Origin of the sequence: Mesorhizobium sp. LjRoot246 (assembly GCF_964254115.1) — a bacterium.
GTDB lineage: Bacteria > Pseudomonadota > Alphaproteobacteria > Rhizobiales > Rhizobiaceae > Mesorhizobium.
In genome coordinates this window covers 4,288,621-4,309,444 of record NZ_CAXUSN020000001.1, presented here as the reverse complement: position 1 = coordinate 4,309,444, position 20,824 = coordinate 4,288,621, and the positions used below count along the sequence as shown (strand labels likewise).

The 20,824-nt window shown below is 61.3% G+C and carries 21 protein-coding genes; 16 read left to right on the top strand and 5 right to left on the bottom strand.

What is annotated here, in order from left to right; translation table 11 throughout:
* Window positions 1-119: 119 nt before the first annotated feature.
* The 8 genes from ACSQ3L_RS21030 (at window position 120) to ACSQ3L_RS20995 (ending at window position 8,138) form a co-directional block, all read left to right on the top strand.
* Entirely contained in the window at window positions 120-2,576 is a 2,457-nt protein-coding gene (locus tag ACSQ3L_RS21030) for a penicillin-binding protein 1A (RefSeq protein WP_436161658.1), read from the top strand.
* A gap of 117 nt (window positions 2,577-2,693) precedes the next feature.
* Window positions 2,694-3,825, top strand: a protein-coding gene (gene prfB, locus ACSQ3L_RS21025) for a peptide chain release factor 2 (protein ID WP_436161657.1) whose coding sequence is annotated in 2 segments (ribosomal slippage) — window positions 2,694-2,759 and window positions 2,761-3,825 — 1,131 coding nt in all. Because the reading frame shifts where the segments join, the coding sequence is not laid out codon by codon here.
* A gap of 25 nt (window positions 3,826-3,850) precedes the next feature.
* Window positions 3,851-4,270, top strand: a complete 420-nt coding sequence (locus tag ACSQ3L_RS21020; protein WP_436161656.1) for a GFA family protein — start codon at window positions 3,851-3,853, stop codon at window positions 4,268-4,270.
* 287 nt (window positions 4,271-4,557) lie between these two features.
* Window positions 4,558-4,935, top strand: a complete 378-nt coding sequence (locus ACSQ3L_RS21015) for a hypothetical protein (protein ID WP_292189900.1) — start codon at window positions 4,558-4,560, stop codon at window positions 4,933-4,935.
* A gap of 111 nt (window positions 4,936-5,046) precedes the next feature.
* Window positions 5,047-5,415 carry a GFA family protein gene (locus ACSQ3L_RS21010; protein WP_436161655.1) on the top strand — a complete coding sequence of 123 codons (369 nt, stop codon included), beginning with the start codon at window positions 5,047-5,049 and terminating at the stop codon, window positions 5,413-5,415.
* A gap of 141 nt (window positions 5,416-5,556) precedes the next feature.
* Window positions 5,557-6,207, top strand: a complete 651-nt coding sequence (locus tag ACSQ3L_RS21005; protein ID WP_292189904.1) for an OmpA family protein — start codon at window positions 5,557-5,559, stop codon at window positions 6,205-6,207.
* A gap of 241 nt (window positions 6,208-6,448) precedes the next feature.
* On the top strand, window positions 6,449-7,054 hold the full coding sequence (locus ACSQ3L_RS21000; protein ID WP_436161654.1) for a hypothetical protein: 606 nt from the start codon (window positions 6,449-6,451) through the stop codon (window positions 7,052-7,054).
* Window positions 7,055-7,229: 175 nt separating this feature from the next.
* Complete coding sequence (locus ACSQ3L_RS20995; protein WP_436161653.1) at window positions 7,230-8,138, top strand: ankyrin repeat domain-containing protein; 909 nt, start codon at window positions 7,230-7,232, stop codon at window positions 8,136-8,138.
* Between the two features lie 80 nt (window positions 8,139-8,218).
* Here ACSQ3L_RS20995 and ACSQ3L_RS20990 read toward each other — a convergent pair whose 3' ends face one another.
* Complete coding sequence (locus ACSQ3L_RS20990; protein WP_436161652.1) at window positions 8,219-8,485, bottom strand: DUF2798 domain-containing protein; 267 nt, start codon at window positions 8,483-8,485, stop codon at window positions 8,219-8,221.
* Between the two features lie 46 nt (window positions 8,486-8,531).
* Entirely contained in the window at window positions 8,532-9,416 is an 885-nt protein-coding gene (locus ACSQ3L_RS20985; RefSeq protein ID WP_436163496.1) for an NmrA/HSCARG family protein, read from the bottom strand.
* A 118-nt stretch (window positions 9,417-9,534) separates the two neighbouring features.
* Here ACSQ3L_RS20985 and ACSQ3L_RS20980 point away from each other — a divergent pair, with 118 nt between their 5' ends.
* Window positions 9,535-10,428, top strand: a complete 894-nt coding sequence (locus ACSQ3L_RS20980; RefSeq protein ID WP_436161651.1) for a LysR substrate-binding domain-containing protein — start codon at window positions 9,535-9,537, stop codon at window positions 10,426-10,428.
* Between the two features lie 65 nt (window positions 10,429-10,493).
* On the opposite strand, the gene ACSQ3L_RS20975 is transcribed toward ACSQ3L_RS20980, so the two are convergent.
* Entirely contained in the window at window positions 10,494-12,077 is a 1,584-nt protein-coding gene (locus ACSQ3L_RS20975; protein WP_436161650.1) for a DEAD/DEAH box helicase, read from the bottom strand.
* A gap of 202 nt (window positions 12,078-12,279) precedes the next feature.
* Window positions 12,280-13,053, bottom strand: coding sequence for an NAD kinase (locus ACSQ3L_RS20970; RefSeq protein ID WP_436161649.1), 774 nt, complete (start codon window positions 13,051-13,053; stop codon window positions 12,280-12,282).
* 292 nt (window positions 13,054-13,345) lie between these two features.
* Here ACSQ3L_RS20970 and ACSQ3L_RS20965 point away from each other — a divergent pair, with 292 nt between their 5' ends.
* The 7 genes from ACSQ3L_RS20965 (at window position 13,346) to ACSQ3L_RS20935 (ending at window position 20,048) form a co-directional block, all read left to right on the top strand.
* Window positions 13,346-13,510, top strand: a complete 165-nt coding sequence (locus tag ACSQ3L_RS20965) for a hypothetical protein (RefSeq protein ID WP_292189921.1) — start codon at window positions 13,346-13,348, stop codon at window positions 13,508-13,510.
* 307 nt (window positions 13,511-13,817) lie between these two features.
* On the top strand, window positions 13,818-14,900 hold the full coding sequence (locus ACSQ3L_RS20960; RefSeq protein ID WP_436163495.1) for an ABC transporter ATP-binding protein: 1,083 nt from the start codon (window positions 13,818-13,820) through the stop codon (window positions 14,898-14,900).
* A gap of 4 nt (window positions 14,901-14,904) precedes the next feature.
* Window positions 14,905-15,825, top strand: a complete 921-nt coding sequence (locus ACSQ3L_RS20955; protein ID WP_436161648.1) for an ABC transporter permease — start codon at window positions 14,905-14,907, stop codon at window positions 15,823-15,825.
* Window positions 15,818-16,618, top strand: coding sequence for an ABC transporter permease (locus ACSQ3L_RS20950; RefSeq protein WP_436161647.1), 801 nt, complete (start codon window positions 15,818-15,820; stop codon window positions 16,616-16,618). Before ACSQ3L_RS20955 ends, ACSQ3L_RS20950 begins: the two co-directional genes overlap by 8 nt.
* A gap of 40 nt (window positions 16,619-16,658) precedes the next feature.
* On the top strand, window positions 16,659-17,693 hold the full coding sequence (locus ACSQ3L_RS20945) for an extracellular solute-binding protein (RefSeq protein WP_436161646.1): 1,035 nt from the start codon (window positions 16,659-16,661) through the stop codon (window positions 17,691-17,693).
* Between the two features lie 87 nt (window positions 17,694-17,780).
* The gene (locus tag ACSQ3L_RS20940) at window positions 17,781-19,208 is read left to right on the top strand and encodes an amidase (protein ID WP_436161645.1); all 1,428 of its coding nucleotides are present in this window, start codon (window positions 17,781-17,783) and stop codon (window positions 19,206-19,208) included.
* A 183-nt stretch (window positions 19,209-19,391) separates the two neighbouring features.
* Window positions 19,392-20,048 carry a TetR/AcrR family transcriptional regulator gene (locus ACSQ3L_RS20935; RefSeq protein ID WP_436161644.1) on the top strand — a complete coding sequence of 219 codons (657 nt, stop codon included), beginning with the start codon at window positions 19,392-19,394 and terminating at the stop codon, window positions 20,046-20,048.
* 6 nt (window positions 20,049-20,054) lie between these two features.
* On the opposite strand, the gene ACSQ3L_RS20930 is transcribed toward ACSQ3L_RS20935, so the two are convergent.
* Window positions 20,055-20,816 (bottom strand): MBL fold metallo-hydrolase, encoded by a 762-nt coding sequence (locus ACSQ3L_RS20930; protein WP_436161643.1) that lies wholly within the window; start codon window positions 20,814-20,816, stop codon window positions 20,055-20,057.
* Window positions 20,817-20,824 lie beyond the last annotated feature (8 nt).

The window sequence follows — 20,824 nt, the reverse complement described above, 5'->3', positions numbered from 1 at the left end:
CCGTATTTTGTCCACATGGTGGCGACAAGGGTTTTCGATTACGGATTGGGACCGGCTCGAAAGCTTGCGCGAAAGGCGGCTTCGTTTAGGAAATTCCCGAACCAAGGACTGGAGCGGGTATGATTCGTCTCATTGGCTATTTTTTCGGCATCGGCACGACGCTGGCCCTTCTGGTCGCGGCGGGCGTTGCGATCTACATCGGCCATTTGTCGAAGGATTTGCCCGACTACGAGGTGCTGGCCAAATACGAGCCGCCTGTGACCACCCGCATCCATTCGTCGGACGGCGCGCTGATGGCCGAATATGCTCGCGAGCGGCGCCTGTATTTGCCGATCCAGGCCATACCGGATCGCGTCAAGGCGGCCTTCCTGTCGGCGGAAGACAAGAACTTCTACAACCATCCCGGCATCGACGTGACCGGCCTTGGCCGCGCCATCATCGTCAACCTGCAGAATCTCGGCTCGGGCCGGCGCCAGGTCGGCGCGTCGACGATCACCCAGCAGGTGGCGAAGAACTTCCTGTTGTCCTCGGACCAGACCTACGAGCGCAAGATCAAGGAGATGATCCTCGCCTTCCGCATCGAGCAGGCCTATCCGAAGGATCGTATTCTCGAGCTCTACCTCAACGAAATCTTCTTCGGCTTCGGCGCCTATGGCGTCGCCGGTGCGGCGCTGACCTATTTCGACAAGTCGGTCAACGAGCTGAGCGTGGCAGAAGCCGCCTATCTGGCTTCGCTGCCGAAAGGGCCGAACAACTACCACCCCTTCAAGCATGCCGATCGTGCGCTGGAGCGCCGCAACTGGGTGATCGACCAGATGGTCGAGAATGGCTACGTTACGCGTGAGGAAGGCGACAAGGCCAAGGCAGAGCCGCTGGGCGTGACGCCACGCCGCAACGGCAACTATCTGTTCGCCGGCGAGTACTTCACCGAGGAAGTGCGCCGCCAGATCATCGCCCGTTACGGCGAGAATGCGCTTTACGAGGGCGGCCTTTCCGTCCGCACAACGCTCGATCCGAAGATCCAGCTCATTGCCCGCAAGGCGATGCAGAGCGGGTTGATGAAATATGACACGCTGCGCGGTTATCGCGGACCGGTGACGTCGATCGACGTATCCGGTGACTGGGGCGTGCCGCTGGGCGCCGTCAAAGGGCTGGAGGACGTCCCCGAATGGTCGCTGGCCGTCGTGCTCGACAGTTCGGCGACCGGCCTGTCGATCGGCCTGCAGCCGGCGCGCCAGGCATCGGGCGAGATCGTCAAGGAACGCGTCGAAGGCACTGTCAGCAAGGAGGACATGGGTTTTGCCATGCGCCATGTGGTCGCCGGCAAGACCGTCAAGGCCAAGTCGCCGGCGGAGGTGTTGAAGCCGGGCGACGTCGTCTTCGTGCAGAAGAACGATGGTGCCGATGGCGCCTACAGCCTGCGCCAGGTTCCCGAGGTGGAGGGCGGCCTGATCGCCATGGATCCGCATACCGGCCGTGTCCTGGCCATGGTCGGCGGCTTCTCCTACGCGCAGTCCGAATTCAACCGCGCGACGCAAGCCATGCGTCAGCCGGGCTCGTCATTCAAGCCGATCGTCTATTCGGCGGCGCTCGACAATGGCTATACGCCGGCCTCGGTGATCATGGACGGGCCGATCACCATCCAGAGCGGCAATACGACCTGGACGCCGAAGAATTACGACGGCACCGTCGCTGGCCCCGCGACCCTGCGCTCCGGTATCGAGAAGTCGCGCAACCTGATGACGGTGCGGCTTGCCAATGACATGGGCATGAAGCTGGTCGTCGAATATGCCGAGCGCTTCGGTGTCTACGACCATCTGGCGCCCTATCTGCCGATGGCGCTGGGCTCCGGCGAAACGACCGTGATGCGCATGGTGTCGGCCTATTCGATCATGGCCAATGGCGGCAAGTCGATCAAACCGTCGCTCATCGACCGCATCCAGGACCGCTACGGCAAGACGGTGTTCAAGCAGGACGAACGCGGCTGCCAAGGCTGCAATGCGCAGGAATGGCAGAACCAGCCGGAGCCGGAACTGGTCGACAATTCCGAGCAGGTGCTCGATCCGATGACCGCCTATCAGATCACTTCGATGATGGAAGGCGTCGTGCAGCGCGGCACCGGCGCCACCATCGGCGAACTCGGCCGCCACATCGCCGGCAAGACCGGAACGACCAACGACGAAAAGGACGCCTGGTTCATCGGTTTCACGCCCAACCTCGTCGTCGGCCTCTACATGGGCTACGACACGCCGCGCGGCCTTGGCCACGGCGCCACCGGTGGCGGTCTCGCCGCACCAATCTTCAAGGATTTCATGCGGGTGGCGCTGGACGGCACGCCCAATGTCGACTTCAAGGTGCCGCAAGGCATGAATCTGGTCGCCATCAACCGCAAGACCGGCATGCGTGCCGCCTCGGGCGATCCCGGCACCATCATCGAAGCCTTCAAGCCAGGTACCGGTCCCGCCGACAGCTATTGGGTGATCGGCATGGGCGCCGATGGCTCCAATGCCACCGGTGGCGCGCTGTCGCCGCAGGCCAATCAAGCCATCCAGTCCGGCGGCGGCGGCCTCTACTGACGATTTTCACGAGCGGATGGGCTGGCCTCGCGCCAGCCCATTTTGCTTTACAGCCGGCGGCGGCCTCCCTATGTATCGCGCCGACCGACTTCAGCAAACAGGACAGAACAGCCAGCCATGCGCGCGGAAACGCAGAATATTGTCGACGAGATCAGGCAGGCGATTACCCTGCTGAGGAGGCATCTTTGACTGGGATCAGGCCATAAAGCGGCTTGAATACCTCAATGTGCGTGCCGAGGACGCCAGCCTCTGGAACGAACCGCTGGAAGCGCAGAAGCTGATGCGCGAACGCCAGGGTCTCGAGGAAGGCATCGCCTCGGTGAAAGGTTTGACGCAGGCGCTGGAAGACAATATCGGCCTGATCGAACTCGGCGAGGAAGAGGGCGACGAGGGCGTCATTGCCGAGGCCGAAGCAGCGATCCGCTCGATGCAGGGCGAAGCGAAGGCCCGCCAGGTCGAGACGCTGCTGTCGGGTGAGGCCGACGCCAACGACACCTATCTTGAAGTCCATGCCGGGGCCGGCGGCACCGAAAGCCAGGACTGGGCCTCGATGCTGCTGCGCATGTATACGCGCTGGGCCGAGCGGCGCCGTTTCAAGGTCGAGGTGCTGGAAATGCATGACGGCGAGGAAGCCGGCATCAAGTCCGCCACGCTGCTGATCAAGGGCCACAACGCCTATGGCTGGCTGAAGACGGAATCCGGCGTGCATCGCCTGGTGCGTATTTCGCCCTATGACAGCAATGCGCGCCGCCACACGTCTTTCGCCAGCATCTGGGTCTATCCGGTCATCGACGACACGATCGAGATCGACGTTTCCGAATCCGACGTCCGCATCGACACCTATCGCTCGTCCGGCTCCGGCGGCCAGCACGTCAACACCACCGATTCGGCGGTGCGTATCACGCATCTTGCCACCGGCATCGCGGTCGCCTGCCAGGCCGAACGTTCGCAGCACAAGAACAAGGCCAAGGCCTGGGAGATGCTGCGCTCGCGCCTCTACGAGGAAGAGCTGAAGAAGCGTGAGGCGGTTGCAAACGCCACCGAGGCGTCGAAGAGCGATATCGGCTGGGGTCACCAGATACGCTCCTATGTGCTGCAGCCCTATCAGTTGGTGAAGGATCTGCGCACCGGCGTCGAGAGCACCAGCCCGTCGAGCGTGCTCGATGGCGACCTCGACGACTTCATGGAAGCCTCGTTGTCGCAGCGCATCGAAGGCGGGGCTGGCGAAGCCGTGGCGGACCTGGATTAGGCCCTCACATAGACCGGGATTGGCAATGGCTCGCAAGCTTGCCGGAAAATGTCTGTGCGGCGCTGTGCAATACGCGGTGACCGACGAATTCGCCTACGCGGCAAACTGCCATTGTTCGAACTGCCGGCGCACCACCGGTTCGGCCTTCAAGCCGTTCGCCGGTATCGAGCGTGAAAAGCTTGTTCTCACCGAGGGCGAGGACAAGCTTTTGATCTTCGGCGACGAAAGCGGCCATGACGCGCATTGCGGCCGGTGCGGCTCGTTGCTTTATTCGCTCGTGCGCGACGGCGCATACGTCCATGTCGCCATGGGAACCCTCGTCGACGACCCATCCATCCGCCCGACCGCGCACATTTTCGTCGGTTCGAAGGCGGGTTGGTTCACCATCACCGATGACCTGCCGCAATATCAAGAGCACGTGATTGCCGGCTCTGACCGGCCATAGGTGGAACCACAACGGGCCAATCCCGTTTATTCGACGCCCGTTTGCCGGGAACTGACCTTGGCCTCATCTCGTCGGCGGTAGCGGATACCTGACGTCTGTAGTGCGATGTCGGGAATGCATCTTCTTGCGCCGACCAAGGAATCAGCCCAGCATCCAAGGGCTGGGAGACAAAAAGCATTTATGGCCGGACGCGGCATATCTGCGACCTGACGATCCGGCCACTGGGAAGACACGTTCCGGGAACGGGCAAGCGAAACGCTTGATGCTCGTTTGAAAGGAACGTTTCCATGTCTGCTGCCACACCCAGATCGGCCAATGCCGTTCAACCGGCTGGCCGCCTTCTGTTTTCCCTGTTCGCAATCGGCGCGATCGCAATGCTGACGGCACCTGCCTTGGCGCATGACGCCACGCCCACGGCGGCAAAGCCACAAGGCTGGAGTTATCCCTTCGCCTGCTGTGCAAACTATGATTGCCGCACGACCCATACGGGTGAGGTGCTGGAAAAGCCCGAGGGCTATGTGATCGCCGGAACGGGCGAGGTCGTTCCGATGAGCGACAAGCGAGTCAAGAACAGCCCGGACGGCGAATTCCATTGGTGCGCACACCAGGCAGGTCTCGACGCCGGCAAGACGATCTGTCTGTTCGTGCCGCCGCGTTCCTATTGAAAGCAAGGCGGCGTTCGGGGGTCCGCGGTGATAGCTGACAGATGCTTGTCAGGGGCGTTCCTTTATGGTGCCTTTGCCCGAGGGCGGCGGGCATTGGAGAGGAAAGCGTTCATGACAATCAAGGCAAGCTGTCACTGCAAGGCGACGACGTTCGAGGTTTCGCAAGCACCGCAGACGGTGACGCAATGCACCTGTTCGTTCTGCTCGAAACGTGGCTCGCTCTGGGCCTATTACATCCCGTCGCAGTTCAAGCTCACCAGCCCGATGGAGAACGTTTCTTTCTACCGGTGGGGATCGAAAACCGTTAAGCACGGTTTTTGCGCTACCTGCGGCTGCGGCACCTTCACCGAAACGCCGGACTGGTCGACCGGCGAGCCGGATTTCGACAATCCCAAGATCAGCGTCAACTCGCGTTTGTTCGATGATTTCGACCTCGACAATATCGAAGTGGTGGTCATCGACGGCAAAAATCTCTGGTAGCCTGATCTTGTATCGGTTCCCTCGGGAAAAGCCGGGGGCGACGCTTTTGCCGTTCCGCTTTTTGCCGCATTTCATGGTACAAGTCGCCACAAGGGCTGATTTGGCGCCACCGCAAGGCGTGACTTGGAGAGGGACTATCCTATGAAAAAGACTGTGCTCGTCGTCGTGGCGACAGCTGTGCTCGTGAGCGCCTGCACCACCACCGATCCGTATACGGGCGACCAGAAGATTTCCAACACGGCGGCCGGTGCCGGCCTCGGCGCCCTGGCGGGTGCCAGCCTTGGCCTGCTTGCCGGCGGCAATGACCGCCGCAACGCACTGATCGGCGCCGGCATCGGCGCGCTGGCCGGCGGCGCCATCGGCGCCACCATGGACCAGAACGAAGCCGAGCTGCGCCGGCAGCTCGAGGGCACTGGCGTCAGCGTCACCCGCAGCGGCGACCAGATCATCCTCAACATGCCGTCCGACATCACCTTCAACGTCGATCAGGATGCGGTGAAGCCCGGCTTCTACCAGGTGCTGAACTCGGTCGCGCTGGTGCTGAAGAAGTTCAAGCAGACCACGGTCGATGTCTTCGGCCATACCGATTCGACTGGCGGAGAGCAGCACAATTTCGATCTGTCGCAGCGCCGCGCGCTGGCAGTGGCGAACTATCTGTCCGGTCAGGGCGTCGATCAGCGCCGCTTCGCCGTCACCGGCTTCGGCAAGACGCGTCCGATCGCATCCAATGCGACGGCCGAAGGCCGCGCCCAGAACCGCCGTGTCGAGATCCAGTTGTCTCCGCTCACCTGAGCTGTTCGGCAAATCAATGCGAAACGGCTCCCATGTGGGGCCGTTTTTGTTTGAGCCGACGTCGGCGCTCTTCAGGTGCGCTATAGAATTAGCTGCTGCTAAAATAATGCTTTCCCGCAACCATGGAAAGGAATAGCATCGTCGCTGTTCCGGAGGGGATGAGGCGGTGTAACTGGCCGCGCAATCAGCATTTTTCCGCCTCGGTCTTGCACGGCCAGATCAGAAAGTCTGGGAGGAATGCATGACAAGAACAGCCAGCCTTGGGCGCTGCGGCGTCCTCGTTTTAACGGGTTTCGTAGGCGCATGGTTGGGCGTCGCTACGGCTCTGGCAGAGGACGCCAACAAGGCCGATATCGATGCCTTGAAAAAGTCGCTCGCCAAGTATGAGGACTACACCGCCGCCGTCCGCGACCTCTATCTGTCGACGGTCGGCTGCGTCTACTACAGTGGAGAAAAGATAGCCGGCGCGATGGATTACCCGAAGGGCGCCATGGGCATCCATTTCGTCAATGTCCCGAGTATCGGTCAAAAACTCGACCCGATGCATCCCAATGTGCTGATCTACGAACCGACCAAGAAGGGCTTGCGCCTGGTGGGCGTGGAATGGCTGGTGCCTCTGACGCCGGACATCAAGGAACCGCCGAAGCTGTTTGGCCAGACCTTCATGGGTCCGATGGAGGGGCACTATCCGCTCATCCCGAGGGAGTTCGTCCACTACGACCTTCATGCCTGGCTTGGGGACAATCCGAACGGCATGTTCAGTCCGACGAACCCAAACGTTAAATGCTCGAAGGCCGAGTTTCCGATGCTGGAAAAACCGACCAAGATGATGCCTGGGCCGATGTAACGGGCGAGTGGGGCTTGCTAGGGCATGAACTCATAAGTGGGCATGGTTAGATCAAGCACGTATGTCTGCTTCCGAGGCGAAAGCGGCCATTCTCGGCTACCGTTGCCATGTCGCCCGCCAGCAAGCCCTTGTTCTAAGACAAACCCGTCATCGAGCTCTCATCAGGGAGGATACAATGATCAAGCGGGGACGCATGTGGGCGATAAGGGCTGCGTGGGTCCTTTGGCTTGTCGCACTGCCCGCCCAAGCGAACAACTTAGGTGATCTTGTCAGGAATGGTGACGTCGCAGCTGTGACTTCCGCCTTGGACAAAGGCGCTCCTATTGACGAAATTGATGGAGTCACGGCGCTCTATATCGCCTGCGAAGCCGGAAATGTCGATTTGGCAAAACTTCTGATCAATCGTGGGGCGGACGTTAACCTGCCCGTCAGTTGGCAAAGAACGCCACTCTACGCCGCTAACAAGGGTGGGTACGCTGACATCGTGAAGCTGTTACTCGATAATGGGGCCAATCCAAATCACTTGGCGAAAGCGCAGACCCCGCTGCACGTGGCTGCCGAGAATGGCTGCCTTCAGTGCGTCATCCACCTCGTGGATGCTGGAGCAGATGTCAATGCTCTGACATCGAATGGAAGCCCGCCCATACATTTGGCCAAGCTCGGTGGTCACGACGACGTCGTGGCCTACTTGCACAGTCATGGCGCCCGTCGACCGGCCATTGCGCCGATTTCGGCACGACTTGCATCGGCAAACGCTGAATCGGGCAAAGAAATTTTCGGCAGAACGTGCGGGGCTTGCCATCTTGCAGCGCCGGGGGTCAAGGTTTCCAAAAAGGCCAATCTGTGGGGCATCGTGGGGCGGCGAAAGGCTTCGCAAGGCGATGTCGAGTATTCGTCAAGTCTAAAGGATGCTGGTGGCGATTGGACCTTTGAGGAACTCAATTTTTTTATCTCAAACCCCGCACTCACTTTGCCTGGAACAGATATGACTTTCCCGGGTCTGCAGGACGAGAAGCAGCGAGCGGACCTCATCGCTTACCTGCGGACCTTGAGTGATACACCGTTGCCGCTTCCCGACAATTGATTGCTCCTGTCCGGCGGATACTGTGATCCGCAAATTAGCTTGCAGCGGCGTATGTGGCTGCGCGCTTCTGAGTCCACGCCCTAGGAGCGGGCGGGCTGATCGACGATCATTGCGACGATCCGGCGTACGATCGGAAGGACCATCAGCAGGCTCGGAAACGCGACGAGCCATGATGCACCCCATGCATACGACCAAGTCGCCACGAAATCGCCCGCCCAGCCCGTGCCTATTGCGGTCGAAACCGCCGAGACAATGCAGGACATGAGGATTGAAAGAACGAACGGCATCACCACCGTGCTGTAGGAAGGCGGTAGTTTTCTCAATTTCAAAACCCTATCGCGTGACATGAAAATCTCCTGGTTAGAAAAAGTGGGTAGAGCGAGGTCGGTGCGATCAGGCGGCGCGTGCATTTCGTTGGGCCAGTTCGCCAATGAAGCTTTGTAAAGAGCGTGGCTCGCGGCCCAGGGCGGCACGCAATGTCAGGCTGTTTCCGCCGAGGCCATAGTTGGCGTAGTGGTCAAAAACCTTGGCCAGCAGATGCATCTGACCATCACTGTAGGGGAGGCGGGCATTCGCCGCCCATTCGCCAAATGTCGGCTCGCCGGCGGAGATCGGGCGGCCGAGTTCCTCGCCCATCATTGAAACGATCTCGTCACGGCTGTGCATGCCGGCGCAAAGTTCTAGCGTCGCATAGGACAGTCGCGCTTCGGTCAAAGCGATCGCAGCCACTTCGGCGACATCGCGGTAATCGACACGCGCCAGCTTGGCTGTTGTTGGAAACGGTTCCGAGAAGACGCCGTGCTCGACAATGAACGGCCAAGCCGCCTCGATGTTCTGCATGAAATTGGCAGGGTGCAGAATGGTGTATTCCATGTCAGTCGAATAAAGGGCAGCTTCGACCGGCACCTTGCTCGCATGGTTTTCCAGCTTCGTGTTGGTGGGCTGGATCACCGACGAGAAGACGAATTTTCGAACACCTGCCCAGCTCGCCGCTTCAACCATGGCAACACCCATCGCGGCTTCATCGGGGGCAAAAGCCGGCCCGATGTGAAAGACGCCGTCGACGCCCTCTACGGCCCTTTCCAGACTCCGATGGTTGCGCAAATCTCCAGTCACGACCTCGGATGCGCCGAGTTTCCTGGCCTTTTCGACGTTCGCGGGATGATCGCGAACGAGTGCTCGAACACTGGCATTGCGGCGGACAAGCTCAGGCACGACAAGTCCGGCAAATCGGCCGGTGGCGCCAACCACCAGGACGGTTGGATTGGATGCTCGCATGACGTTTCCTTCCATCAAGCCGGCCCTTTCGAGGCCTCTTGCAGGAAAATAAAACGTCGCGATGCGCGTTACAATTACGTGATATTGCGATAGATTCTCTCGATCTTCGGGAGAGTTCATGAGCCGGATAGATGATTTTGAAGCTTTCATCGCAGTCGTCGAGCTGGGAAGTCTGACGGCTGCCGCACGCCGACTGAGCCGCTCGCTGCAGGCGATCAGCCGGTCCTTGGCGACATTGGAAGAATCAGTCGGGGTGGAACTTGTCCACAGAACAACACGCCGCTCGACACCGAGCGAAGCCGGAGCGGCTTTTTTCCACCGCATCAAACCCGCCATCGAGGACATAAATGAAGCCCAGCTGCAAGCGGCCAACCTGCGATCGGAGCCGTCAGGCATCCTGCGCGTGAGCGCCCCAGTTCTGTTCGGTCCCGATTTCCTCGTACCTGTCATCGCCGAGTACATGCGGATGTATCCTCGGGTCGAGGTTGACCTCCAGCTTTCCGATGGATTTGTCGATCTCGGTGCCGAAGGCCTCGATTTGGCGATACGAATCGGCAATTTGCCGGATTCCAGCTTGCGAGCGAAACGCCTGGGCGCGTTGCGGCGCGTCGTATTCGGCGCACCGTCCTACTTTGGACAGCGCGGTCGCCCGATCCATCCCTTTGAACTGGGTGCGCATAGCTGCATCGTTCGAACCGTTGACGAGCATCCGGGTGAATGGATATTTCAGATTGACGGCAAGCCCCGGGCGGTCAAGGTCACCGGCGCTTTTCGGTCCAATTTGATGACGCCCATCTATGCCGCCGCAATCCACGGATTGGGCTTGGGCTACTCGCCTCTTTGGCAGATAAGGCATTTGGTGGATGAGGGTCGCGTCGAGTTGGTCTTGACCGAATTCGAACCGGTGCCGGTACCGATACACGCCTTGTGGCCGGAAGGCAGGTCATCCTCGGCCAAGGTTCGCACGTTCCTGGATATGCTTGCGTTCCGCCTGGAACTCAAAAACCTCTAGCCGCCGATGGCTTTCGCAAGCGACGACATACTTTGCGCGTCTAAAAGACGCGAGGCGCCGCAATATCAGACCTTGGCGACGATCCGCATGAAGGCCGGCATGTCGTCGCCAAAGCCGACGGTGGAATCGTTGTCTTCCTGGTGGCGTTGGCGGGCAGGGCGGTTGCTGTCGCGCTGCGGCCGGGTATCGCCGCGTTCCGGTGCCCGCTGTTCGTTGCGATCGGATGATTTGCGCTCGGTGTTTTCCGAACGGATCGCTTCCTTGCGCGAGCGCCGCTCATCGATGTCGGCGACTGCAGCCTCGGCCCCCGGCTGATCCTCAGGGACCGTTTTCGGTGCTGCATCTTCGCTGTGCTTGGCATGGCGTTCGCGTGGTTTGCGCTCGCCGCCCTTTTCCCTGCGATCGTCGTCCTTGCGTCCGGCACGACGTGGCGCACCCTTGCCACGGCGCGGAGCATCGTCCTCGCCTTCGCTGGCGACCACTGTCGACAGGTCGCCGTCATGCCATTCGATCTTGTTGCCGATCAGCCGTTCGATGGCGTCGATGTATTTGGTGTCCGACTTGGTTGCGATGGTGAAGGATTTTCCAGAGCGCCCGGCGCGGCCGGTGCGGCCGATGCGGTGGACATAATCCTCGGCATGGATCGGCACGTCGTAGTTGAAGACGTGGCTGACGTCGGGGATGTCGAGGCCGCGCGCGGCGACATCGGAAGCGACGAGGTAGCGCAGCTTGCCGTCGCGGAAATTGGCCAGCATCTGCATGCGCGCGCGCTGGTCCATGTCGCCATGCAGCGCACCGGCGTCGAAATCATACTTCAGCAGTGAGCGGAACAGTTCCGACACTTCGACCTTGCGGTTGCAGAAGATGATCGCATTCTTCAGCTCCGCATCCTCTGCCTTGATCAGGTTGCGCAGCGTCTCGCGCTTATCCCATGGCTTGGAGCCGGATTTGACCAGCCGCTGGGTGATGTTGGTCGCCGCGGACGCGGCCTTCGAGACCTCGACACGCACCGGCGCATGCAGGAACTGTTCGGTGAGCTTGGTGATTTCCGGCGGCATCGTCGCCGAGAAGAACAGCGTCTGCCTGGTGAACGGAATCATCTCGCAGATGCGCTCGATGTCGGGGATGAAACCCATGTCGAGCATGCGGTCCGCTTCGTCGATGACGAGGATCTCGACGCCGTTGAGCAACAGCTTGCCGCGCTCGCGGTGATCGAGCAGGCGGCCGGGCGTCGCGATCAGCACGTCGGCGCCGCGCTCCAGCTTCTTGTCCTGTTCGTCGAACGACACGCCGCCGATCAAAAGCGCGATGTTGAGCTTGTGGTTCTTGCCGTATTTGACGAAGTTTTCCTCGACCTGCGCGGCAAGCTCACGCGTCGGTTCCAGGATCAGCGTGCGCGGCATGCGGGCGCGGGCGCGGCCCTTTTCCAGCCTTGTGAGCATCGGCAGCACGAAAGACGCCGTCTTGCCGGTGCCGGTCTGGGCAATGCCCAGTACGTCCTTGCCGAGCAAGGCATGCGGAATGGCGCCCGCCTGGATCGGCGTCGGCTGCGTGTAGCCGGCATCGGTGACTGCGGAAAGGACCTTCGGCGAAAGGCCGAGGTCTGAAAAGGTCAACGCTTCTGGAGCGATCGTGGTGTCTGAGGACAAGTGTTGTTGTCTTTGGCTGGTTCGGGGAAGCGCAACGGCGTCTAATGGCGTCTGTCGCGGCAAGCGCCACGCGCCTGCAAGATCGGTATTGCAATTAGGAGCAAGCCCTCGATTTGTCAACAGAAACGGGCGTGATTGGCACGATTGTGAAGTTGTAACCTTAATCGCGATGCTTAATCTGCGTGCCGTTCGCGGCGCCGGCTCAGTAACGGAACTGTTCGGCGAGAATACGCTCGTTCCAGGAATGATTGGGATCGAACAGCAACGTGGCGGTCGCGGTCGGCGATTCCCTGACCGTCACCGAGGCCACCGCCTTGACTTCCGTATGGTCGGCGGCGGCGTTCACCGGCCGCTTTTCCGGCTCCAGAATGTCGAAGCGCACGGTCGCCTTGTTGGACAGCAGCGCGCCGCGCCAGCGGCGCGGGCGAAACGGGCTGACCGGGGTCAGCGCCAGCAGTGGCGCATCGAGCGGCAGGATCGGCCCGTGCGCCGAAAGATTGTAGGCCGTGGACCCGGCCGGGGTCGCGATCATCACGCCGTCGCAGTTCAGCTCCTCGAGCCGGACCTGTTCGTCGACGGTGATGCGGATCTTGGCCGTCTGATAGGATTGGCGCCACAGCGCCACCTCGTTGATCGCCAGTGCCGAAATCGTCTCGCCTTCCGAGGTCACGGCCAGCATCTCCAGCGGCCGGATCGTTTCGGCGACGGCGGCCGCAAGACGCTCGGTGAGGCCACCGGAACGATACTCGTTCATCAGGAAGCCAATGGTGCCACGGTTCATGCCGTAGACCTTCTTGCCGGTTCCCATCGTGTCACGCAGGGTCTGCAACAGGAAGCCGTCACCGCCAAGCGCGACGACGGTTTCAGCATCCTCGACGGAGGACTGGCCATAGCGCGCCGACAGGCTTTCCAGCGCCGTCTTGGCGTCAGCGGTGTCGGACGAGACGAAGGCGATGCGGCTGGCGGCTTTGCTCATGGCTCCCCGATGACGACCGATTGGCGGCGGCCGGTTGCCGGGCCGCGCCAGCGCCGGGGTAGCATGAGCGAGGCATGTCTGCAAAGGGAGCCACCATCCCGGATGGCACCGCCATCCCGGACGGCAAGACAACCGCTGAGCGGCGGGATACAGAGCTGCCGTTCGCGCATCATGTCAAAGGCTACGCGAATGTGATGGTTAAGACTGGCCTTAAAGTCTCGTAAAGCCGGATCGGTCATGTTAGCCGGCAGTGGATGGGTTGCGTGGGGGCTAGCCAGTCGAGGCCGACATATTGCCGGTAACGCGCCTGATCATCGTCTTTCTCATTCTGGGAAGCTTCGCGCTGCTCTTTGCCGAACTGGTGCGCCAGTCCGAAGAGACAAGCTTCCGGCCGCAGCCCACGGCGTCGCGCTGTGGTGATGCCGCCGGAGCACCATGCCCGCAAAGGGCGCTGTAAATCCTGAAAGTGTCCTGATCGTCCGCCCCATGGCTGGCAGCGTTGACGCCTGCTTCATTACGCGAGGCCGGCGAGCTGCTGCGAAGGATTCATTTCAGCCTCGACCCGCCATCACAACTCCTGCTTAGCCACTCACCGGGTTCCACCGCATCGGTTTTACAGTCGATTTGCGGACCCATGGCTATATCGGGCAAAAAGATATTGACTGTATGTTTAGTCACAGTTACCCCTAAGGTCGAGGATTGAGTTGGACAGCCGGCGTCAGCCGGTGAATGGCCACCGAGAAGAGGGGAATATCTTGACAGCCATGCGGCCCGCCGTTGAGGCGAAGGGCGTCACCAGGGTCTTTCGGGGAACCGGTCAGGATTCGGTCAGAGCGCTCGACAACGTCTCCGTCGCGATCCGCGAAAATGAATTCTTCACGCTGCTGGGGCCGTCCGGCTGTGGAAAGACGACGCTGCTCAGGCTGATCGCCGGCTTCGACTTTCCGACCGACGGCGAGCTCCTGCTCTATGGCCAGGACATCGCGCCGCTGCCGCCCTTTAAGCGGCCGGTCAACACCGTCTTCCAGTCGTATGCGCTGTTCCCACACATGACGGTCGCCGACAACATCGGCTTCGGCCTGAAGATGCTGGGCAGGCCGAAGGCAGAGATCGAGGCGCGTGTCGACGCGATGCTGAAACTCGTCCACATGCAGGAATTGAAGAACCGGCGCACCAGCCAGATCTCCGGCGGCCAGCAGCAGCGCGTCGCGCTGGCCCGGGCGCTCGCGCCGCAGCCGAAAGTGCTGCTGCTCGACGAGCCGCTGTCGGCGCTCGACTACAAGCTGCGCAAGGAAATGCAGATCGAGCTGAAGCGGCTGCAGCATGAGACCGGCATCACCTTCATCTTCGTTACCCACGACCAGGAAGAAGCGCTGACCATGTCGGACCGCATCGCGGTGATGTCGTCAGGCAACATCCTGCAGGTCGGCACGCCATGGGATGTCTATGACCATCCGGCGGAGCGGTTCGTCGCCGACTTCATCGGCGAAACCAACTTCCTGACCGGCACGGTCGAAAGCGCGGGCAATGGCCAGGCGCAAATCGCCTTGCGCTCGGGCGCCAGGATCCGCGCGACCGCTGCCGTGGACTTCCGCGCCGGCGGCAATGCAACGCTGATGGTGCGGCCCGAGCACGCGAAGCTGGTCGAAGGCCGTGGCGATCTCTCCGGCACCATCGAGAACATCGTCTACTTCGGCACCGACACGCATATCCATGTCCGGCTGGACGAAGGCGATGTCTTCATGGTGCGCCAGCAGAATTCGCGCAGCGCCGGCTGCGGTTTCGAAAACGGCACCAAGGTCGGCATTCAGATTGGCGACAACGCTGCACAAGTGTTGAAGGACTAGCCCCATGGCAACCGCGAGAGAGGTCGCCGAAAAGGCCGAACGTGACGATATCAGGTCGCGCTGGCTGCTTTCGGCCCCGGCGCTGCTGATCGTCTTCCTCGCGGCCCTAGGGCCGCTGCTGATCGTGGTCGTCTATTCCTTCCTGACGCCAGGCAATTACGGTGATGTGAAGTGGCGGTTCTCCACCGACGCCTGGGTGAGCGTGCTGTTCGAGCGCGATGTCTTCGACGACACGCTGTCCTTCGCCACGGCCTATCTGTCGATCTTCTGGCGCTCTGTGTCGCTGTCGCTGGCAACCACCGTGCTGACCCTGATCCTCGGCTTTCCCACCGCCTATTTCATCGCCACGCGGCCGGATCACCGGCGCGACATCTGGCTGTTCCTGATCACCATTCCGTTCTGGACCAACCTTCTGATCCGCACCTTCGCCATGCAGGAAGTGCTGCGCAATGACGGCATCATCAATTCGGCGCTGCAAGCGCTTGGGATCACCGACCATCCCATCCAGCTCATGTACACCAATTTCGCCGTCCTGGCCGGCATGGTCTACGTCTTCCTGCCGCTGATGGTGCTGCCGCTCTACGCCAGCATGGAGAAGATCGATTTCCGCCTTGTCGAGGCGGGCTATGATCTCTACGCGACGCGGTTCGAGGTGCTGAGGCGCATCATCGTCCCGCTGGTCACGCCGGGCATCGTCGCAGGCTCGATCCTCGTCTTCATTCCTTCGCTTGGCGCCTATGTGACGCCGCGCGTGCTGGGCGGCGGCACCAATCTGATGATCGGCAATCTGATCGAGCTGCAGTTCGGGGCAGGTCGCAACTGGCCGCTCGGCGCGGCGCTGTCGATCACCTTGATGGTCATCGTCATGGTGGCGCTGCTGTTCTATACCAGAAACACCACAAGGTCGGATGGCGCCCATGGCTAAGCGCTTCGACGTCCGGCGGCAGAACGGCTTCGTCAGCCTGGCGATACTGTGTTTCTTCCTGCTCTATCTGCCGATCGCCACGCTGGTGGTCTACGCCTTCAACGACAATGACTCGCTGGCGATCTGGAAGGGCTTTTCGCTGCGCTGGTTCCATGTCGCCTGGAACAACGGGCTGGTGATCGAATCGTCGCTCCGCTCGTTCCAGATCGCCGCCGTCGCTGCGATGCTGGCGACGATCTCGGCGACCATGGCGGCGTTGGCGACGACCCGGACCAAACCCTATCGCGGACTGACCTTCAAATATGCCTTCATCAACCAGCCGCTGATGGTGCCGGAGATCGTCACCGCCGTGGCGCTGCTGATCGTGTTCTCGCGCATCAAGATCTGGACCGGCTATTCCGGCCTCGGCTACCTCGTCGCCGCGCACACCGCTTTCTGCGTCCCCTTTGCCTATCTGCCGATCCGCGCGCGGCTCGAAAGCATGTACCTGGCGCTCGAAACAGCGGCCGCCGACCTCTACGCGACCAAATGGAAGACGTTCCGGCACGTGACCTTGCCGCTGCTTTGGCCGGGCATTCTGGCCGGGCTGATGCTCGCCTTCGTCGTCTCGCTGGATGATGTCGTCATCACCGAATTCGTCAAATCCGGCGGCCAGGACACGCTGCCCACCTACATGCTCGGCCAGATTCGCCGCGGCGTAACCCCCGAGATCAATGCCATCTCGACGGCCTTCCTGGTGCTGTCGATCGGCATCGTCACCGCCTTCTTTTTCGTCAGCAGGAAACGGACCTGAGGCAGCTTTGCCGCCGGTCCCAACAATGGGAGCATGCAGCATGAACTGGAAACTGACCGCGACGGCCATCGGGCTGTCGCTGCTGGCTGTCACGGGCGTGGCCCGTGCCGACGGTGCGCTCAACATCTACAATTGGGGCAACTACACCAGCCCCGACCTGATCAAGAAGTTCGAGGAGACCTACAAGGTCAAGGTCACCGTCACCGACTTCGATTCCAACGACACCGCGCTCGCCAAGATCCGCCAGGGCGGCGCCGGTTTCGACATCGTCGTGCCTTCGGCCAGCGTCGTTCCGATCTGGATAAGCGAAGGCCTGCTGCTTGAATCGCGCCCGGACCAGATGGAGAATTTCAAGAATGTCGATCCCAAATGGGTCGACGTGCCCTTCGATCCGGGCCGCAAATACACCGTTCCGTGGCAGTGGGGCACGACCGGCGTATCGGTCAACAAGTCGGTCTATTCCGGCGACATCAACACCTCGGCGATCTTTCTTGACCCGCCGCCCGAGCTCGTCGGCAAGATCAATGTCGTGCCCGAAATGGGTGACATCATGTTCCTCGCCATCGCCTATGAAGGCGGCCAGTACTGCACCGACGACAAGGTGCTGCTGAAGAAGGTGCGCGACAAGCTGGTCGAGGCCAAGGCCAAATGGCTGTCCTTCGACTATGGCGCCGTCGACGGCCTGGGCAAGGGCGACATCGCCGCCGGCGTCAACTGGAACGGCATATCGCTGCGCCAGCGGATGCAGAACGACAAGATCGCCTATGGTTATCCCAAGGAGGGCTATCCGATCTGGATGGACAATGTCGCGGTGCTGAAGGACGCCAAGAACGTCGAGAATGCCAAGCTCTTCCAGAACTTCGTCATGGATCCGCAGAACGCCGCGATGATCTCGGCCTTTGCCCGCTATGCCAACGGCATCAAGGGCTCGGAAGCCTCCATGCCAGCGGACATGAAAGGTGCGCCGGAAGTCGATGTTCCCGCGCAATTCGCTGGCAAGGGCCAGTTCATGCAGGCCTGTCCGCCGGACGTACAGGCGCTCTACACGAAGATCTGGACCGACCTGCAGAAATGACCTGATCCGGGTTCCCGCGCCGCTGCATGCGGCGCGGCCACCTCCCGTCCATGCCAAACGCGATCCGCCGATCGCAGGAGACTTCCCATGACCGATCTCGACCTTTGCTACATGCCGGCCAGCGAGGCGCTGCGGCTGTTCAAGGCGAAGAAACTTTCGCCCGTCGACCTCATGCAGGCCACCATCCGGCGTGCCGAGGCCACCAAGCCGACGGTCAACTGCTTCACCTTCACGCATTTCGACGAGGCCATGGATCTGGCCAGGAAAGCCGAGGCGAAATACGCCAGGGGCGCGCGCACCGGGGCGCTCGAGGGGCTGCCGATCGGCATCAAGGACGAGAGCTATATCAAGGGCAAGCCGACCTCGCATGGCTCGCTGCTGTCGAAGGACGCCATTGGTGGCCATACCTCGACGATGAACGAGCGCATCATCAAGGCCGGAGGCATTGTCCATGCCCGCACGGCGACGCCTGAATTCAGCTGCGCCGGCTATACCTGGTCGAGGCGCTGGGGCGTGACGCGCAATCCGTGGAATCGCGATTTCACGCCGGGCGGTTCGTCGGGAGGTTCCGCGGCGACGCTGGCTTCCGGCACGTCGTCGATTGCCACCGGCTCGGACATTGCCGGCTCGATCCGCATTCCCGCGTCGGCCTGCGGCCTCGTTGGCTTCAAGCCGCCTTACGGCCGCAACCCGGACGAGCCGCCGTTCAACCTCGACTTCTACTGCCACACAGGACCGCTGGCGCGAAACGTCGGGGATGCGATCCTGCTGCAGAATGTCATGGCGGGACCGAGCCCGCTCGACATCGCCACGCTGCGCCCAAAACTGCGGCTGCCGCTCGACTACAAGCCGATCAAGGGCTGGAAGATTGCTTTCTCGATGGACCTTGGTTCTTTCGAAGTCGACCCTGACGTGCGCAAGAACACGCTTGCCGCCTGCGATGTGTTCCGCTCGCTGGGCGCCACGGTCGATGAAGTCGATTTGGGCTGGGGCGACGACGTGCTGAAGGCCGGCATGGCCTATCTCGAACATCTGTTCGGCGCCTCGTTGGCGCAACTGCTCAAGGAGCATGGCAAGGACATGACGAGCTATGCACGTCAATTCGCCGAGGACGGGCAAAAGTCGAAGGCGACGGACTTTGTCGGGACCCTCGATGTGGCGGCCAGGATGTACCAGACGCTGGGGCCGCTGCTGGAGACCTACGATGTGCTGATCTGCCCGACCAACGCGCTTCCCTCCGTGCCGGCGGAGTTCGATCAGACAACGGGTACGGTCGAGATCAACGGCAAGCAGGTGAACCCGTCGCTTGGCTGGGTGATGACGACGCCATTCAACATGATGAGCCGTTGTCCGGTTCTGTCCGTGCCATCGGGCCGGGCGGCAAGCGGTGTGCCGACAGGCATCCAGATTGTCGGCCGCACCTATCGCGATGCCGATGTTTTCCGCGCGGCCATGGCCTATGAGACGGCCAACGGGCAGTGGTACACAGACACCGAAACGCGTCCGTCGCTATAACAGGGCGAGGCGGCCCTTGCCGCGATGCAGCTTGATCTCCGGCTTTGGTTGTGGTGAGCCGACGCCGGACACCTCGAATAGACGGATCCGTGGCGGCGCCGACGATCGCCGCCACAAGGGTTCGAAAGGAACTGGACGAAGATGGCGCAACAAAAGGCTACAGCGGCAAAACGCAAAGGCGCAATGGCGAAGAATGGAGGCCCGGCAAACGATGCCGCACCGAAGGACCGTCGGCGCGAACGCGGCGAAGCCAGCGTGCAGCGGATCATCGACGCCACCATCGAGCTCATCGCGGAGGAGGGGTTGGCAAGCGTCACCATGCAGCGCATTGCCGAACATGTCGGCTCGTCCAATGCCTTGGTCGTCTTCCATTTTCGCAGCAAGGAGAACCTGTTTCGCGCCGTCCTGCAGTATCTCAGCGATCGATACGATGAGCAGTGGGTTACGCTGGTGCGGGCGCCCGGCCTGTCGCCGGTGGAGCGGGTCTTGGGCGCGGTCGATTGCGCGCAACGTTTCGCCCGCCAGCACCCGAACTGGGTTTCGGTCTTCGTCGTGTTCTCCAGCGACCGCAAGAGCATGCAGATCTACAATGAAATCGGCTTGCCGAGCGATCTCGCCTACACCGCCGAGGCGCGCGAGCTGCTGATCGAGATTTCGCGCAGCGGCGGTTATGGCGGCGTCGACATAGACACTCTGTCAGAGAGCCTGAATTATCTGGTTCATGGCGCCTGGTATTGGGATCATCTCAATCCGTCCAGCCGCGACACCAATGTGCTGCGCAAGACCATGCTGCTCCTGCTGCATCAGGCGTTTCCGCGGCATTTCGAACTGATGCCTTGATCCCACTCAAGGGTTCTGCCGCAGGTGGCAGCCGGCTTGCCGCTTCTGTTCCAGATATTCGTCGACAAGCTGGCGGTAACGCACCTTGCCGAAGCTCGGAAAATGGCCGCCATGCACGACCGAGACATCGAGGTGGCGCAGTCGCATGAGTGTCGCCATGTAATCGGGGATGTCCGAGTGGTAGACATCGTCGATCAGCGGGCCGTCATAGATGATGTCGCCGGATAACAGGATGCCCGTCCTGTTTTCGTAGAGCGCGATGCCGCCCGGGGAATGGCCGGGCGTGTGGATCACCTCGAAGGCGCGGTCGCCGAGATCGACGACATCGCCATGGCCAAGCAAACGGCCGGCAGGCGCGGGCAGAATGCCGTAGCGCGCCGTGTCCCAGCCTTGCGGCTGGCGATCGAACATCTCGTCGGTCGCATAGGTGCCGGCAGCCGTCCATTCGTTGCGCGGATCGGCGAGGATCCCGGCCTCTGCCGCGTGCACGCAGCGCTCGGGAAATTCGTGGTGACAGCCGATATGGTCGAAATGCGTGTGGCTGGCGACGCAGATAAGCTTGCGCTCGCTGACCAGCGGCACGTGACGCCGAAGGCTGAAATGGCCAAGCCCGGTGTCGAAGAGGAGATCGCGATCACGGCCGCGCACATGCCACATATTGCAGCGGAAGAACGGCTTTATCCACGGCTCGTGGATCAGCGTGACACCATCGCTCATGCGGATGGTCTCGTACCAGTCTGGGGCGTCGATGACCGCAAGCGTGCCCATTTTCAATC

Bases quoted from the DNA above. Each gene is read 5' to 3' on its own strand.
- ACSQ3L_RS21030 (WP_436161658.1), top strand. From the start codon at position 120: ATGATTCGTCTCATTGGCTATTTTTTCGGCATCGGCACGACGCTGGCC.
- ACSQ3L_RS21020 (WP_436161656.1), top strand. From the start codon at position 3,851: ATGGCTCGCAAGCTTGCCGGAAAATGTCTGTGCGGCGCTGTGCAATAC.
- ACSQ3L_RS21015 (WP_292189900.1), top strand. From the start codon at position 4,558: ATGTCTGCTGCCACACCCAGATCGGCCAATGCCGTTCAACCGGCTGGC.
- ACSQ3L_RS21010 (WP_436161655.1), top strand. From the start codon at position 5,047: ATGACAATCAAGGCAAGCTGTCACTGCAAGGCGACGACGTTCGAGGTT.
- ACSQ3L_RS21005 (WP_292189904.1), top strand. From the start codon at position 5,557: ATGAAAAAGACTGTGCTCGTCGTCGTGGCGACAGCTGTGCTCGTGAGC.
- ACSQ3L_RS21000 (WP_436161654.1), top strand. From the start codon at position 6,449: ATGACAAGAACAGCCAGCCTTGGGCGCTGCGGCGTCCTCGTTTTAACG.
- ACSQ3L_RS20995 (WP_436161653.1), top strand. From the start codon at position 7,230: ATGATCAAGCGGGGACGCATGTGGGCGATAAGGGCTGCGTGGGTCCTT.
- ACSQ3L_RS20990 (WP_436161652.1), bottom strand. From the start codon at position 8,485: ATGTCACGCGATAGGGTTTTGAAATTGAGAAAACTACCGCCTTCCTAC.
- ACSQ3L_RS20985 (WP_436163496.1), bottom strand. From the start codon at position 9,416: ATGCGAGCATCCAATCCAACCGTCCTGGTGGTTGGCGCCACCGGCCGA.
- ACSQ3L_RS20980 (WP_436161651.1), top strand. From the start codon at position 9,535: ATGAGCCGGATAGATGATTTTGAAGCTTTCATCGCAGTCGTCGAGCTG.
- ACSQ3L_RS20970 (WP_436161649.1), bottom strand. From the start codon at position 13,053: ATGAGCAAAGCCGCCAGCCGCATCGCCTTCGTCTCGTCCGACACCGCT.
- ACSQ3L_RS20960 (WP_436163495.1), top strand. From the start codon at position 13,818: ATGCGGCCCGCCGTTGAGGCGAAGGGCGTCACCAGGGTCTTTCGGGGA.
- ACSQ3L_RS20955 (WP_436161648.1), top strand. From the start codon at position 14,905: ATGGCAACCGCGAGAGAGGTCGCCGAAAAGGCCGAACGTGACGATATC.
- ACSQ3L_RS20950 (WP_436161647.1), top strand. From the start codon at position 15,818: ATGGCTAAGCGCTTCGACGTCCGGCGGCAGAACGGCTTCGTCAGCCTG.
- ACSQ3L_RS20945 (WP_436161646.1), top strand. From the start codon at position 16,659: ATGAACTGGAAACTGACCGCGACGGCCATCGGGCTGTCGCTGCTGGCT.
- ACSQ3L_RS20940 (WP_436161645.1), top strand. From the start codon at position 17,781: ATGACCGATCTCGACCTTTGCTACATGCCGGCCAGCGAGGCGCTGCGG.
- ACSQ3L_RS20935 (WP_436161644.1), top strand. From the start codon at position 19,392: ATGGCGAAGAATGGAGGCCCGGCAAACGATGCCGCACCGAAGGACCGT.
- ACSQ3L_RS20930 (WP_436161643.1), bottom strand. From the start codon at position 20,816: ATGGGCACGCTTGCGGTCATCGACGCCCCAGACTGGTACGAGACCATC.